Annotated in this window: 2 protein-coding genes; one reads left to right on the plus strand and one right to left on the minus strand. The window is 69.7% G+C overall.

The window, feature by feature from the left end; translation table 11 throughout:
• Window positions 1-6: 6 nt before the first annotated feature.
• Window positions 7-16,437 carry a WXG100-like domain-containing protein gene (locus ACWF99_RS14065; protein WP_452536140.1) on the minus strand — a complete coding sequence of 5,477 codons (16,431 nt, stop codon included), beginning with the start codon at window positions 16,435-16,437 and terminating at the stop codon, window positions 7-9.
• Between the two features lie 315 nt (window positions 16,438-16,752).
• Between ACWF99_RS14065 and ACWF99_RS14070 the strand changes: the two genes are divergently transcribed.
• Window positions 16,753-17,136, plus strand: coding sequence for a hypothetical protein (locus tag ACWF99_RS14070; RefSeq protein WP_378632296.1), 384 nt, complete (start codon window positions 16,753-16,755; stop codon window positions 17,134-17,136).
• Window positions 17,137-17,141 lie beyond the last annotated feature (5 nt).

Here is a 17,141-nt window from a genome sequence, read left to right on the forward strand (position 1 = left end):
ATCGCATCAGACTCGGTCGCTGAAGATTGTCATCCGGCCCGCCGGATCGGCAACCACGTTACGGATCAGCAGGCCGAGGTCCAGCTCCGGCGGCAGCGAACGGTAGATCAGCTCACCCATCGGCCTGCCGTCGACCGCGACCGTGAACCGCGTCATCCGCTGCCGTGAACGCTCCCAGCCCACGTGCGCGGCCCAGGTGAGCTCGATCGGCTGAGCGCCGACCTGCACCATCAGCCGATCGGCGAGCCGATAGAAGATCACCGTCACCCCACCGAGATCGGCGTACAGGCCGTCGGCACCGAGCTGTCCCGGCGCCGCGGGCCGCAACGAGCCGGACCGCGGATCGAACTCGGCCAGCACGCCACCGCCGTACGGACGGACGAGCAGCACGATGTGCTCGGTCGGCGGCTGATACTCCGGCCGATACGGCCTGCGGGCATCGCCCTGCCCACCGGCAGGCGGCATCGCGGGCGGCGGATACATCGGCGCACCACCCTGCGGATTGCCGGTACCCGGCTGCTGCCAACCGGATTGGTCGAGGGCCGGGTTCCCGTTCGCCGGAGAGTAGAGCTGGCCGCTACCTGGCGGGTGACCATTGCCCGGCGCGTACGGCTGACCGTTGCCCGGCGCGTACGGCTGACCGTTGCCGGGTGGGTACGGGTGAGCACTTCCAGGTGGGTACGGCTGACCGTTACCGGGGTACGGCTGACCACTACCGGGGAACGGCTGACCGTTACCCGGCGGGTACTGCTGCCCACTTCCAGGCGGGAACGGCTGACCATTACCCGGCTGGTACGGCTGGCCACTACCCGGCGGATAGGGCTGACCATTGCCTGGCGGGAACGGCTGACCGCCTCCCGGCTGATCCGGCATACCCGAGCCAGGGGGTTGCGTTCCCCACGGCGGAAGAGACGGCAGACTCGGATTTCCGCCGGGCGGCGTTGGCTGGACCGGCCACGACGGCACTGTCGGTTCGTTCGGCGTCGGCTCAGTCGGCGTCGGCTCCGTCGGCCACGGCGGCACAGGTGGAAGCGGCGGCTCAGCCGGTACCGGCGGCACGGGTGGCAGCGGCGGAAGCGTCGGCACAGGCGGCAGCGGCGGTTCCGGCGGCGCAGGCGGCAACGGTGGCATGGGCGGAACCGGCGGCAGCGGTTCGCCCGGCGGCACAGGCGGTTTCGGTGGCACGGACGGATTCGGCTGATCCGGCGGGCACGGCGGTTCCGGCTGGCTCGGCGGGCACGGCGGTTCCGGCTGGCGCGGCGGTTCCGGCGGCAGCGGTGGCTCCGGCGTCAGCGCCAGCGGCGGCACCGGCCATTGGACGGCGTCGAACACCGGCACGTCGAGCTCGACCTCGTACTCGTGCGGCGGATGCGGAATGTGCGAACGCATCGCCGACCCCGGCAATTGCCTGCGCACTCCCGGCCGCCCCTCACCATCGGGCGACCGCGGCGGACCCTGGCTGTCCCCGTCGGCATCACCGTCCCGATCCAGGTCGAAGCTCTTGTCCGGATCCCCCGAATCAGCGTTGTCTCCACCTTTGTCCGAGTCTCCGGCCGTGGTCGGCTCGCCGTCATCGACACCCGAATCCGGATCGTCCACCGACGGCCGACGCGTACCCTGGCCCGCCTCCGAACCTTCTTGTTCGGCCCGGCCGGTGTCGCCCCGGTCAACGCCCGATGTCGGCTTGCTCGGATCAGCTTCGCCCACCACTACATTCGCGCCAGCACCCACTGGTTCGGGCTCACGCGGGATAGCCTGCCCAGCCGCACTGCCGTCGCCGGTCCGACCCGCGCCGACGTCTCCGCTCGGATCGACTTCGCCCGCAACGACGTCCGGGTCTGCGCCCACCGGGCCGACCCTGCGCGGAGTCGGCGAATTCGCCGGGTCGCCAAGGTCGCCGCGCTCTCTCTGGCCCACTCGTTCGCTCGGATCCGGCGATCCCGGCCTCTGTGTCGGCAGCCCGGAGTCAGCGTTCTCGGCAGCCGGGTCGGAGCCCGGATCCTGCCGCGAACCAGCACCCGGCTGAACCTTGTTCTCACCGTCGATATCCGGACCGGCGGACGAACCCGGCGGAACCTTGTTGTTGCCGTTGCCATCCGGCCCCACACCCGATGTCGACGGAATCTGGTTGTCGCCGTCAGCATCCCGCCCCGCAGGCAACCCTGGCGGAACCTCGTTGTTGCCATCGGAATCCGAACCCGCAGGCAACGCCGGCGGAACCTGGTTGTTGCCGTTGACATCCGGACCCACAGACAACGCCGGCGGCGCGGGTGTACCGGGGCGCGCAGGCGTGGCGGGATCAAGTGTGGGCAGTGCGGGGGAATCCGGAGTGGGGGCACCGTGGGTCGGCCCACCGTCCACCGCGGGTGGGGGCGTGGGCGCGTCGATCTCGGGGTCGGTGACGAACGGTTCGTTGAGGAGCTCGCGCAGGCGGGCGATGTCGGCGGCGCGCTGCCGGATCTCGTCGCGGATCTCCTCGTGCACCCGCGCCAGCTGTTCGAGGGTCAGGCGTTCGTGCTTGTCGATGCGGCCGTCGCGGAACCACTCGTAGACCTGTGCCACCCGCTTGTCGTCGGCGTCGGTCAGGTCGACGCCGAGCAGACGCGCGTGGTCGCGGCTCGGTCCGGGGACGGCGTCCTCGGGGGCGGCGGGTAGCGGCGACCGGTTGCCGAGGTCGTCGGCGCCCACTTCGCGCAGGAAGTCGAGGGCATCGCGCAAGTGCACCGGGGGGTCGTCGCCGATGGCGCGCGGGTCGGTGTCCGGGTTGTAGACCAGGTTGTCGGCGTACGGATCGACCTTCGCGAGCGCCCGCACGTAGTCGGCGAGCGGCCCGAGGAGATCGTCGATTTCACCGCGCGCGGCCCGGTTGGACAACGCCTCGGCCAGCGCCGCCGCGTCGAGCGGCAGCGCACCGCGCGGCAGGCCGAGATGGGGGGCGAGCGCGTCACGGGCGGCGTCGACGGCCGCCGGGTCGAGTGCGCGCAGCAGCTTCGCGTAATCGGTGAGGTTCGCCGACCGCTGACGATGCAGCTCCACCCGCGTCGCCGGGTCGGCGAGCCCACGGGCGATCGCCTCCGGGCTGAGCGCCTCCGGGGTGACCCCGAAGCGCAGTGCCAACGCACTGCGCGCATTGTGCAGCGCGTTGAAGTTGTCGATCGCGTCGGCGCTGCGCGCGTAGTCGACCAGCCCCTCGACCTGCCTGGCCCGCACCTGATTGGCGCGTTCCTGCTCGGCGAGCAGCGCGTCGAGCTGCTCCCCCGACAGGTTCGACGGATCGTCGATGCCGAGCCCCTGCGCCACCTCGGCGATGTCGGCCCTGAGTTCGGCCAGCGAACGAGGTTCCGGCACAGGCTGATTCGTGTCATTCGCCACGGCGGGAAGGTCGGCGGCCGGCTCGGTGCCCGTGGGCGGCCGCTCGATCATCCGCCACGGCTGCGTCCCGTCGCGCACCATCGTCGCGTCGACCGTGCGCCCGTCCACCTCGGTGCGCAGGTGCCGCACCTCGGGCGCGTCGACCTCGAGGATGTGCACGCGGCCGCCGTCGTCGATGCCGACCACCCGGATCTCGATGTCGACCTCGCCACGGTTGAGCCGGTCGATGAAGTCGGCGTCGGCCTCGGCGAGCGCACGGGCCAGCGCGGCCTCGTGTCCGGCCCCGGTGTCGACGATCGCGATCTTGCCGTTGTCGGTGTCGACCACGAGCCGGTCGCCGCTGTCGCTGTCGTTGAAATCGGCTACCCGCTGGGTGAATTCACCGAGCACGCCGACGTTGTCGTCCAGCTGCCCGCGCAGCCTCGCGATCTCGCCGTCGAGATTGTTGACCAGCGCCTCCAGGTCCGCCCCGGCCAGGTGTGCCCAGGTGGACCGTTCGTCACGCAGTCCGGCGCGGCGCAGCGCGTCGTCGAAGATCTTGCGTGCGTCCTCGGCGTGAACGGTCGGATCGCCGCCGTCGTCGCTGAGATCGCCCCAGATGTTGACCCATTCGCCGCCGTTGTTCACTCCGCGCCAGTTGAGCATTCGCAAGCTGAACTCGTCGCCCTTGGCCGCGACGACTTCCTTGAGGTAGGCGCCGAGTGGGTCCTTGCTGTGGAAGTTGGCGGGCCGGAACGGGATGTCCGCGTGCTCGGCGTTGAAGAATCGCGCGGCCGCTTCCAGCGCCTGGATCACACCGTCGCGGCGCAGCAACCGGTATTCGGCCTCGGCGACAGCCTTGCGCAGCCCTTCTTCACTGAAATCGGTGAGCTGGACCCCGAGTTCGCGGGCGAGCGCCTCGAGCACGGTCGCATCGGAGATGCGTCCGTTGACCGCGTCGACCACATCCTGCAGCCACGGCGGCAGCGGTTCGGCAACGGCGGGAACTTCCTCGCCCTCGCTCGAAATCTGCACCGGCTCATCGGAGTCCGCGAGTTGCTTCGGCTCCCGCGCAGCCAGCTCCTCGGGCGACAAGCTCTCCGGTTCGAGCAGATGCTCCAGCCCCGCGTCGCGCAGGTCCTGCTCGATCTGACGGCGCAGCTGCGGGTCGGCATCGGAGATCCACGGCTTGTACTCGCTGCCGTCGAGATTGCGCAGCGGCAGGAATTCGCCCGCCTGATCGGCGATCCGCGAGGACAGGTGCTTGAGGATCGGCACCAGCTCGCGGTTCTGCCACATGAGCACACCCTCTTTGAGGATGCGCGCCGGATTGAACTTGATCTGCAGCTGGTCGTATTCGCCGCCTGGCTGACCTGGCGTCGAGTCCTTCACCGTGGTCAACGGCAGCCCGGCACTGTGGCCGAGCATCGACTGACCAGCACCGTCCATGCTCGATCCGGACGGATACTTCGGATTGTCGCCGTAGTAACCGCGATTGACGAGCCGGTCCCACAGCTTGCGCAGCCAGTTCTTCTTCGGCGGCACCTCGACCGCCTTGTCCGCGGTCGTGGTGAACGGCTTCGGTTCGATGCGCGCGAGTGGTTCCAGATGCCAGGCGTCGGGCCCGTCGGCCACCAGCCGCACCAGCATCTTGTCGCCGTCGACGTCGAGCGACAGCACGCGGTCGTCGAGCTCGGTGCGCACCATCTGATACAGGTGCGCCATATCACCGGCGTCGCGCGTCACCCCTGCGCGCAACCGGTTGATGTCGTCGGCGGCGCGGACGAGACCGGGGTCGGCAGGCAGTCCCAGCCGGGCCGCCCAGCGCCGGGCGATGGCCTCGCGCAGCGCCCGCTGCCGCGGATCGGTGGCGGCCTCGGCATGCCGGACCGCGGCGGCGAACGCCTCGACCGCACCCGCTCGCAGCAACTGGCGATACCGTGCGGCATCGAGTGAGCCCGCATCGGTGAGATCCACACCGAACCTGGCGGCCAGGCGATCCATCGCCTGCTGCGCGGGCTCGATCCTCGGCCCGCCCGGCTGACGGGCACCGTCTTCCGGCGGCAGTATCGAGGACGGGTGCAGCGGCGTGGCCTGCGGGTTCGGCTCCGGATCGGCGCCGAGGGCTTGGCGTGCGTCGTCGAGTCCGGCCAGCCGCAGTTCCTCGGCCATCTCGGCACGCACCTGCGGATCGCCCTCGACCCGCCAGTGGTCGAGCCCGTCCTGCAACTCGTCGACGTCGAGCGGCTCGTAGTCGTCCGGATACCGCATGGGTGTGCCGAGTTCGGCGTCGGGATCCAGTGCGCTGTCGAGGAACCCGCGGGCCCGCGCCATATCGGCGATCTCGGCGAGCGCTCCGAGCGGATCACGCTGGCCGGTGAGCGCGTCACCGAGGCCGAGGGCGTCGGCGAGTACGCGGATCTGCTCGGCCTGCTGTGGAGTGAGTGGTGGCGTGTCGGCGGTTACCGAGGGCGGCAGATCGCTGAGTTCCTGGAGGAACTGGTGGACATCGTTGAGGAAGTCTCTGCGTTGGTACGCGCGTTGGGGTTCGTCACCGGCGTCGACACCGTCGGTGACCGGCTGATCCAGCACGGCGTCGCCGGGTACGGCCAGTTCGGCGGGCGTCTTGGGCAGACCGAAATCCAGTGGCGACGAATTCTTGGCCGGCTCTTCGGGTTCCGGGCTCGGCGCGGTCGGCGGACGCGACGGCGGCTTGGACGGCGGGCCGCCGGGCGCCGTCTGCGCCGCGGGCGGATCACCCGAATCGTCGTCATCGTCACGCGAACCGTCGTCTTCACGCGAAGCACCCTCGGCACGCGAGCCGTTGCCGCTCTCGCCTGTCGACCCGTTCCCACTGTCCGGCGTCGAGGCGCCCTGCCGTTCGACCGCGGCGGCGAACCGGGCGGCCATTTCCGCACGGGCAGCATCGAATTCCTGCTGCGCCCGCAGATACGACTCGAGGGCTTGCGCGTCGGCCAACGCTTCGGCGTCGAGCTCGTCGGGCCGTGTCTGCGCGGCCTCGGCGAGTTCGGCACGCAGCGCGTCGAACTGCTGCTGCGCGGCGAGGTAGGACTCGAGCGCGGCCAGGTCGGCCGCGCGTACGGCGAAATCCGCCTCGGCGTCATCGCCACGCCGCGCGGCGGCCTCCGCGTCCCTGGCAGCCAGTTCCTCGAACCTGGCGGCGATCTCCGCCTGCGCGGCGTCGAAATCCCGTTGGGCGCGCAGGTACGACTCCAACGCGGCGAGGTCCTCGTCGACACCGTCGAGATCACGCAGCGTGTCCTCCAGCGCGGCATCGGCGCCGTTGGCGCGGCGCTCGTCCGCCTGGTCGTGCAGCTTGTTCTGGCGTTCGACGGCGTCGTCGATCATCGCCAGCGGATCGACCGGATCACCCGGTCCGACCAGGTCGTCCAGCGAGGGAATCGGTTCGGCCAGTTCGTCGGCGACCTCGTCCAGCTTGCGCATGGTCTGGTCGAGCTTCGCATCGGCCCGATCGTCGAGGTCGCGGCCGCGTTCGGGCAGCACCTCGGAATCGGGGCGGCCCGAATCCGGTTGCGGGCCAACCGGTCGCGGACCCCCGCCCGGCTTGCCACCCTCCGGCCCGGCGGGCAGTCCGCGCCGCCCCTCGGGCAACGCGTCGGGCTGCGACCCCGGGTGTTCCCTGGCCGGCGTTCCCTCGGCGGGCGGCAGGTCGGCCACCGGCCGGTAGAACTCGTCGGTGAGCGCCTTCAGCTGCTCGAGCTGCTCGGTCCTGAGGCGGATCTCCTCGCGGATGGCCGCGATCTCGGCGGCCAGCTTCTCCGGGCTCAGGCCCTCGTGCTTCTCGATCTTGCCGTCGCGGTAGGCCTCGTAGATCTCGACGAACTTCGCGCCGTCGGCGGTGGACACATCCACGCCGACCAAGCGCGCCCAGTCTCGATTCGGCTGTGGCCGTGGATCATTCGGGCCGACCGGCTCGTCCGCGCCATAGGAGCGGGCGATGTTGCCGGCGACCTGGGCGGCGAAATCGACGGGATTCGCACCGGGCTCGGCGGCGTCGACCACATCGCGCAGGCCGTGGATCGCGTTGCGGTCGTAGATGTGCGGATCGCCGGTGGTGCGCGGATCAGCCGCTCTGGTGCCCGCGGGATGATCGGTGTACGGGTCGATGCGCATCAGCGCGTCGGCGTAGGCGGCCAGCGCCCCTCGCGCGTGGTCGCCCGCGCCGAGCCGGTGCATCCGCGTGACGAGTTTGCGCAGCTTGGCCGGATCGATGCCGCTGTCGGCCGGGCCGACCTTCGACCGGCCCGTGAGTGAGTCGGTCTTGCTGACCTTCGGGCGCAGCGCCTCCGGATTTCCCGGGCTCAGCGCCTTGATCAGCGCTTCCTGCGCCGCCTTGACCGCGGCCGCGTCGACGTTGCGCAGCTGCTGAGAGTAACCGGCGGTCTTGCTCGGTTCGCGCTGCTGCCCGTCGAGCAGGTCCTCGAACTGCTGCTGGCGTTTGCCGCGCCGCTGTTTCGGATCGGTCAGGGCCTCGGCGATCCGTCTCGGCGTGAGCTCGCCCTCCGCGATACCGAGCCGCGATGTCAGCTGATCGCGCGCGTCGCCGATCAGGTAGAAGGTCTCGATGTCGGCCATCGTGCGGGCGTAATCGAACAGCGCCTCGGCCTGCCCGGCGCGCACCGCGTTGTCCAGGTGCAGCGCGCGGATGGTGGCGTCGATATTGTCCGGGTGCAGCGCGGCCGGACCCAAACCGAGTTGCCTTGCCAGATCGACGATGTCGCGCACCATGTCCGCACGGTCGCGCGGGGCGGGCGGCGGTTCCGGTGTCGCCTGGACCGGGCGCCACTCGCCGTCCTCGCCGCGCATCATCGTCACCTGCAGTTCGGCGCCGTCCACAGTGCGCCGAATGTGCTGCACCTCCGGGGTCGCCACCGGATCGAGGAACTGCCTGCCCGCGCCGTCGGCGTGCACGGCCCGGAAGTCGGGCCGCAGCACCCCGTTGTCGATGTCGATCGCCAGCTCCGGGTTGTCCCGCAGCGCGCGGGCCAGCGCCTCCTCACGGTCGAGCGCACCGTCGACGACCAGCAACCGGTCCGGCCCACCGTCGGCATCGGGCACCCGCGCGACCTGATCACCGTAGGACTTGCCCACCGGTTCGGCGCCGTCACCTTGAAGGATCGGCTGCGCGGCAGCGATGAAATCGGCGAGGTTCTGGGCCCGCTGCCGAGCCGCGTCACGCAGCTCGTTGAGCGTCGGTTCCATCCGATCGCCGGACAGATCACTGAGGTCACGGCCGAACATCGCTGCCCAGCCGGACAATTCGTCACGCAGCTGGTCGCGGCGCAGTGCGTGTTCGAAGAACTCGCGGGCCCGCGCCTCGTCCCGGCCCGGCTCCCGATCGTCGGAGAAGCTGGCCCATTCGGGCAGCCGGTCCGCGCCGTTGCCGACCCGGTCGTAGTCGCGCAGCGAGGTGACGCCCTCGAAGGCGACGATCAGGTCGCGCAGGAACCGGCCGAGCGGATCCTTGTCGAGGAAGCTGACCTCCCGCGAGAACGGCACCGGGCGTGGGGCACTGGTGTCGCCCCAGTGACTGCGCGACGGCTCGGCGCCGCCCGGTTCGTCGTCGTCGTAATAGTCGGCGTCGTCCCGTGGTTCGTCCGACTCGATCTCGCGCAAGCGGTCAGGACCGTGCAGCGTCCGGTCGTCAGGGGCAGGCGCCGGGTCGGCGGGATGATCGGCGCGCCGATACGGGCGGGTCTGTTCCTCGTCGGCTCGGCGTGCCGCGTCGGCCAGGCCCTCGATCGCACCGATCTCGCGCAGCAGCCGGTGGCTCTGGAGATCGATCGCCCGGCGCACATCCCGGGGTCCCTCACCGTCGAGATCGATACCGAGCCGCTCGGCCATCTCGGCCAGCGTCTCACCCTCGGGCGGCGGACCCTGCTGCTCCGGCGGCGTCTCGGCGGGCGGAACGGGCGCGTCCTCCATCGCCCGCGCCTCGTCGGTGTCGATGAGTCCGTTGAATTCCAGATCGTCGATCAGGTCTTGGCGCAACCGCGGATCGCGGGCGTCCGCGAACAGTTCCTTCAGGATGTCGCGGACCTCGTCGGCGTCCATCCGGTTGGCCCGCAGCTCGCTGAGCACGGTTTCGCGCACCGCGTTCGGATCGGCATCGGAGATCCACGGCCGGTATTCGGTGCCGTCGGGGTAGTACACCGGGCGGTAATTGCCCGCCGAATCCGCCTCGCGTCCCAGCACTCCGCCGATCACCGGAATGTGCTCACGGTTGTGGTACCAGGTGAGCCCTTCCTTGCCGATCCGCGCCACGTTCAACGCGGGATCTCCTGCGCCGGGCGGCGGTTCGCTGATCATCGGACCGTCCACCGGCGGCGCGGGCTGCGCGGGTGCCGGCGGCGCGGGCGGGTCGGTCAGCAGGTGCGCGCCGCCACTGACGCCGTCGCGCAACGCGGTCTGCCCGCGTCCGTCGAGACCCGATCCGGACGGGTACTTGAGATTCAGCCCCTGATACCCGGCGTTGAGATCGTCGACCAGTTTCCGCAAGGCATTCCGGGTGTCGACTTCGGGAATGTCCGCGTCGTTGCGCACGGGCACATTCCGCGTGGCCTCGTCGCCGTCGTTACGCGCGACCACCCACTGCCCGTCGGCCAGCTGAATGTGCAGCGCGACGACTTCTCCGTTGGCACCGAGCTCGACCCGCACCTCACGCTGTGCCGGTTCGGCTTCCGGGTCAGCGAAATCCGGTTTCCGGTTCCGTGTTTCGCCGTCTTCGTCACCCATGAAGTCGGTATCGGCCCGCAGCGCACCGTCCCAAGAGACAAGGGGTGGCTTCCTCGGCGTGCCATCCGGATTCGCCGAGCCTTCGAGGTCGGCGCGGAGTTCGGCGTCGACAATGTCTTGCGGCACACCCTCGGCATGCCTGCGGGAGAAGCCCTCGGCGCTCTCCGTCCCGGAAACCATTCGGGTGCAGTTCGCACAGCACACGACGCCTTCGGCCGACTTGAGATTCATGGGTGCGTGAACGAGCGCCGCCATCGAGGCGCGATCGGTGCGCTCACCGTTTCGTTCGCGATCGTGCAGCGCTTCGTTGGTCGTGCGAACCTCGGCATGGCGAAGCGGATCGTCGCCGTGATCCCACACCCTCGCGTCCTTGTTGCCCTTGGCCAGCTCGGCCATATCTTGACCGGTCGCTTCGGCGTTTTCGTACAACCTCGGGTGGAGGTCAGGGACGCGGAGGCCGGATTCCGGCGCGCCGTTCGCCGCTTCATAGACGCGCCCGGTCAGACGATCGATCGTGACGGCCACCACAGGTCCGATCGGGTTCGCCCGCCCATTCGCCTCACCGAACGCGGATTTCGCCGCCGCGGCCTTCTTCTCCAAGGCTTCGAACTTTTCATTCGCCTGGTCGCGAATCTCGGTCAAGGTACTGAGATCCTCGGGCGCCGCACCTTTCAGATTGCGATTCGCGATGCCTCGCGCACGCTTGGCGGCGTCCAATTCGTCAGCGAGACGGGCCTTTTCTGGCTTGGTCGCCGCGATATCGGCAGCCTTCTGCCGGTCCGCCGTTTCGCTGACCGCCGCGTACAAGGGCAACCGCTCGGCAGCCACCCGGCGCACGAGTTCGTCGACGTACTCACCGTCGACCTTGGTGATGTAACCGTCGCCATCCCGGACTATGTCTCCGGTCAGCTCGCCGAGCAGGTGTGCCTTCGCGGCGGGCATATCGCTCGACCCCAGCTCTTCGCCGACGGCGGGCACAGGTTGGACCTTCGACATCGCGGGGGCGAGCTCAGGCGGATCGCTGTCCGGTGAATCCGGTGTATCGCTGGGCGGCAGATCGTCGTCATCCATGAAATCGATGTCGTCGTCGCGCGAGTCGTCGCCACGGTCGAGCGCATTCGGATCGGCGCCGAACGGCAACGGAACATCGGCGAGCACATTCACGCCGTCGCGCTGGAGCAGCAGCTCGGTGACGGTGATTGTTCCGTCGGCGGCAGTATGTACCAGCCGGTACTCGACCTGCAGGGTGCCGTCTTCCATCGCTTGCCGCAGGTCGGCGACGGCGTCGGTCAGCGCGCGACCCTCGGCGCTGTCGGGGTCGATGCCCCGGGCCACCATCTGGTCGGGAGTCTCGTTGAGGATCTGCGCGAGATTGCGATCCATGTCCAAGGTGCGCCGCAGGTATTCCGGCGAACCCTGCTCCGCCTGTGCGATTTTGGAGCCGCCGAGGACCGAGCCCACACCCTTGGCCTCCACGACGACCAGGGTCGGCGCCGAGTCCGCGTCGGCGCGCGGCACGTAGGCGGCGATGTCGACCACACCGGCACCGTCGAACGCACCTTCGAAGGGCGTCAGCAGCACGGCACGCGGGCGAGCATCCGGATCGAGCGCGAAGTCGATTCCGGCCACCTCGCCGAGCGTCTTTGACACCTCGATCATCTCGCGACCGAGATCGTTGTAGTCGGTGGCGGTGTCTTCCAGATCGCCGAGCAGCTCGAGCCTGGCGGTCCGTTCGTCCGGGCTCAGTGTGGCATCGGACCGGATTTCCTGACGCAGGTTCTGGATCGCTTCGGAAAGACGCTTGGGAGCGAGCTCTTTCGCCTCTTTGATCTCGAACTCGGCCATGAGCTTTTTGAGCTCGGTCCGAACGCCGTCACGTTCGGTTTGCAGTTCGAGGCGCCGCTCCGACGCGGCTTCCAGCTCGGCGGCCCGGTCCGGATCGCGCATCTCGTGCGAATCCGAATCGCCCTTCATCGCGTCGTACAGGTAGTCGGCGCTGCTCAGGTGATCCTTGACGAACGCCCCGCCGGGCCCGTGCAGGCCGAAGTTGACATTGCGCTTGGTGCCCGCCGGGTCATCGACGTGATGCCAGGTCCCATCCGGATCCCGATAACTGTCTGTTCGATCCCCGGGCCGGTGCAACAGCCCATCTTCCCCACGGAACATCCCCGGCGGCACCGAATCGTCGGACCCGCGATCCGGACCCGCGACATCATCGTCGTCGCCCATGAAGTCGGTCTCCGGATATTCGGGTGAGACCAACCGGGGTTCGATGGGATTGCCGTCCCTGGCCGCCTGTTCGAGATCGGCGTGCCGCAGCGGGTCGACCCGGGGTGCCCCTTCGTCGATGATGTGGCCCGCGGTGCTCTCGGTGCCCTGCACCACCCGGGTGCAGTTCGCACAGCAAGGTGCTTCGACGCCACGGCTGGGGACGAACGGTGAATTGAGGATCGAGGCGAGGCCGTCGAAGTCGGTCGGCAATTGATCGCCGGGGTCACGCTGCTGGTTGAGCAGTTCCCGATCGTGCAGGGCGGCGTTGGTGCCGCGCACTTCGGCGTGGCCCAGCGGGTTGTCCGCGTGCGGGAAATGGGCCTGGTCGCGCCCGTTGTGGTAGGCGTCGGTGGGGTCCTGGTAGCGGGCGACGTTGTCGTGCAGCGTCGGGTGCAGCTCGCTGGGGTGGATGCGCTGCTCGGAGGTGCCGTTGGCGGCTTCGTACACGCGACCGGTCAGGCGGTCGATGGTGATGGAGGTGACGTGGCCCCGCCGCTTGCCGGGCAGCCGCTCGGCTTCGGCCTTCTCCAAGCGCTTGGCGGGCGAATTGCCCGCCTCGGATTCGGCAGCGTCGGCGGCCAGGAAGTTGTCGAGGGCGGTCTTGGCCGCCGCGGCCTGCTCCTTGGCGTCCGCGACGCCTGCCTCCGCGCGTTGCACCCCGTCCGCGGCCTCCTCGGCGGCGCGGTCGAGCGCGTCGGCGTCCTCGGCGCCGCGGTTGCGTGCGTCCGCGGCGGCCTCGACAGCGCGGGTGTGTGCTGTCCGGGCGTCCTTGAGGGCCATCGCGGCATCGCGCACCGCCCGGCCCTTGTCGGACTTCGCGGTTTCCAGCGCCTTCTGCTGGGCCTTGTGCTGCTCGTAGTCGGCGACCAAGGCCGCGTCCGGCGTGGACGCGTCGACGAACGCCTGGCCGCGCTCGGCACTGAGCCGGTGGGAGAACTCGTCGATCGGCTCCCCGCCGACATGGGTGATCCGGGGTGGATCGCCCGCGGTCTGCACCATCGGGTCGTTCGGATCCAGCACGCCCAGCAGATGCGCGTCGACACCGGGCGTTCGGCTGAACGGTGCGTTGACGGTCCCCGGTTCGGGTTGGAGGAACGACATCGCGGTCGGGCGGGTCGGCGGGTCCTGGTCGCTCATGAAGTCGACGAGCTCGCGATCCAGTGGTGGTCCGTCGCCGTCGAGAGTGTCGCGATCGCGAGTATCGGACGGATCGGAATCCGTTCTGGGCGAGGGTGTATCGCTCGGCGTCGTCGCGGACTCCGGGCTGAACGTGCGCCACTGGCCACCGCGATCGATCACCGGATCGGAGCCGGGCTCGCGCCGCACACCGACTCGATCGGTCGGCGCGGTGACATCGACGCCGAGCTGGTCGGCGATGTACTGCGCCCAGCCCTTGCTGTTGCCCGCGTGACAGGAGAGCAGCCGGATAGGCGTTCCTGGAACGTAATTCGGGTTGCTGCGGATCGCGTCGACGATGTCGCGCGGGTGGACCGGGTCCCCGTTGCTCGGAGTCACCGAACCGTCGCGCCGCCCGTGCACGACCACGTCGTGGGAGCCGTCGTTGCGGACGTTCTCACTCACCCGGTGCGTGCGGGCGTCCTCACCGATAGCCGTGCCGGTCGGATGGTGTACGACGCCTTGGCCGTTGGGCAGCTGGGTGTCATAGACCGGGCCGCTGTCGTTGTCGTCGGGCTGCGGTTGCCTGCGATCATCGCCGGAGTCGGCGCGGTCCCGCGGCGAGGCGGCGTCGTCGGCCCCCGCTCGCCCGGGACGACCCGTTTCCGGGCCCGGCCGAGCCGCGCTCGCGCCCGGATCCGCACCGACGATCGGCACCACCGGCGGAATTTCGGCCAGCGGATCGGCCTCCGGCCGAACCTCGGAATCGCCGACCCGAGTCCGGTCGGCGGTTGCCTCGGGCTCGCCCGCGCGGGTCGGCGGCGCTTCGCCCGGCGCAGCCTGCAACCCCTGAAGCGGCGTCTCGGCCACACCGGCGCCGCGCTGTTCACCGACACCCGCGCGGCTCTCACCGTCGGGTCGACCCGTCGCACCGGGATCTTCGGCGGTGCCCTGCGGGTCCGCCACCCCCGACTCGTCGACAGTCGGGTTATCGGTTCTGACTTCCGGTGCGCCGGAACGAATGTCGGATCCGGGCTGCACGCCGTCGGTCAGCCCCGCGCGGACTTCCGGCGCGCCGGGGCGGGCCGCGGGCTGCGAACCCTGCGCGGGCGTCGACTGCTGGCCCGGAGTGGACTGCTGCGGCGTCGATTGCGCCGGGGCACTGGGTGTTTGAGCGGGACTCGCGGCGGGCTGACCGGTCGTCGGCGTCGCGGCCTGATTGGTGACCGGCGCCTGACCGGTCGCGGCGGGCGAGGGCCCCGCCGTCGCCGCGGGACCGGCACCCGTCATACCGGCGCCGACCGGCGCCCCGGCCTGCGTCGCGGTGTCCCGGTTGGTCGCCGGAGTGTCGTTGACCTGAGTGACCGGCTGACCACTCGACTGCGCGTCGGTGCGCGTGCCCTCGCCGACGCTCGCACCATCGGCCTGCTCGGCCTCTCCGGCCCGAGACTTGTCCTGCCCGGAATCCGACTGCGCCGCAGGGGTTTCCCCTTCGGCACGGCCGCCTCCGTCCTGACGACCACCGTCGCCCGCCTGCGATTCGCCGCCCTGCACCTCGGGCTTGGAGTCCTGGCGCCCAGCCGCCGCACCGCCTTCGGCCGAGGACTGCCCGTCGTCGCCGGACTGCTGATTCGCCCGTCCCTCTTCGGAATTCGTCGGCCCCTGGGCTTCGCTCTCGGGCGACTGCGTGCTGCCCGCGGGGCGCATCGACTGACTGTCGTCACCCGCACCGGCTCGCGACTCGCCCGAGCCCTCGCCGCCCATGGTGTCGTCGCCCGCACCCGCGCGCACGCCGTCGTCGCCACCGGCACCGGTCGCCTCGTCGTCGGCTCCGGCCCGGTTCTCGCCCTCACCACCGGGACGGTTGGACGACCCGTCGCCGCCCGCACCGTCGTTCTGCCCGAATGTTCCGAGGTCGTGGCCGGACATGGCATCGCGAACCTGCGAGCTGAAGCTGGGCCGTTCGAACAACCCGGGCTTCATCGCCGACCACGCGGAATTCGCCCCGGCCTTGTTCAGTCCCGAGAGCCCGCCGTTGGTGGCGCCCGCACTCCACATCAGCGGGTCGGACGCCGCGGTCTTCAGGTTGTTCCAGGCCTGATCCCACCCCTGGGTCATACCCTCGTACCCGAATTGGCCGAGCATGCCGCCGCCCGCGCCGACCAGACCGGCACCGGTGCCGGTGATCGCGCCCTTGAGCCAGGGCGACATGCCGTCGCCGAGCCGCTTGCCGAGGAAGTTGCCGAACGGACCGGCCGCCAGACCACCAGCGGCGGACGAGACCGCGGCCGCCTTGACCTGGTTCCAGTCGACCTCCTTGCGGTGGCCCTGATCCACCTGCCACTGCTGGACGCCGAGTTCCTGCAGGGTGCCCAGCGCCGTGTCGATCGCCACGTGCTGGCCGACGAACTTCAGGACCCGGGTGATCACGGCCTTCGCGCCGTGCCGCAGGATCGCGGCCAGCACGCGTCCGAAGATTCCTCGCGCCACCACGCGGGTTACGCCGATCGCGGCGGCCTCCACCGCGGGAGCCGTCGGCGGAAAGATCCACGCCGCAGCGATTTCCAGCGCCAGCAAGCCCAGCGACGACAGAAACATGATCTTGGTGTATTCGATCTCGGTGCCGGTCTGATACACCGAGTCGCCGAGGATGTCGAACAGTTCGCCCAGCTTGGTCACCGACTGATCGCCGCGGGCCATCCCCTCGAAGGCCTTGAGCATGTCCTCGACGCCGTCGCCCTGCGGATACGCCTTGAACGCAGCATCTTTGGCGGCATCGACGTCGTCTACCAGGCCACGAAGACTGTCTGCGGCCGTGCGCCAGTCCTCGGCCATGGCCCACATCTCGTCTTCATTGCCCTCCGGCCACTCCATGCCGGCAAGAATCGAGAGCCAATGCAGCCCAGATGGGAGATCGATCATGGAGCGCTACGTCACCAACTCGAGCCCGTGAACGTCGCCATCGCCCCTCATCCCTCAATAGTGATGCCCGGTCGAGCACACCACAACTCGTTCGCCTGCGCAACAGAGTGACAGCTACCGACGAATCCGTGGTGACGACAGAATGAACGCCAGGCAGCCGGAACGAACCCCGCGCGGGCGACTTGACGACCAGCCGGTGCGGGCGAAGGATCGGGGTCGGGGCACGCCGAAGCGCTGGCACGACGGGGCACCCCGAGCCGACGAGCACGCCGAGCCGGACACAGACTCCATGATATCGAGAACGGGACGCACGCAATGGAATTGAAGCCGGTGGCCATGTACCGCGAGATGTACGAGCGCGGGCACGACGAGCTGCCCTCGGTCTTCGACGCGCCCACCGGTACCGTCGAGGGCGACCGCGACCGGATTCTGAACTACATGCGCAAGGTTCGCGCGATCTTCGACGTCATGGGCGAATCCCCCGACCTGTTCACCAGAGACGCCGACATCGAGGGCGGCCCCTCCCTGTACTCCGACGGCGTCTGGATCTGGCGCGAGGACTCGCTGAAGTACCTCGCCGAGCAGGCTCTCGTCCTGCCCACCGAGTTCATAGAACACGTCCGCGCCCTCGACTACGCTCCCCAGAACTTCGACACCCGCGACCCCGATTTCGACGCGGCGTTCCTGTCCTATTTCTGAGAAGC

Source organism: Nocardia sp. NPDC055002, assembly GCF_053608825.1.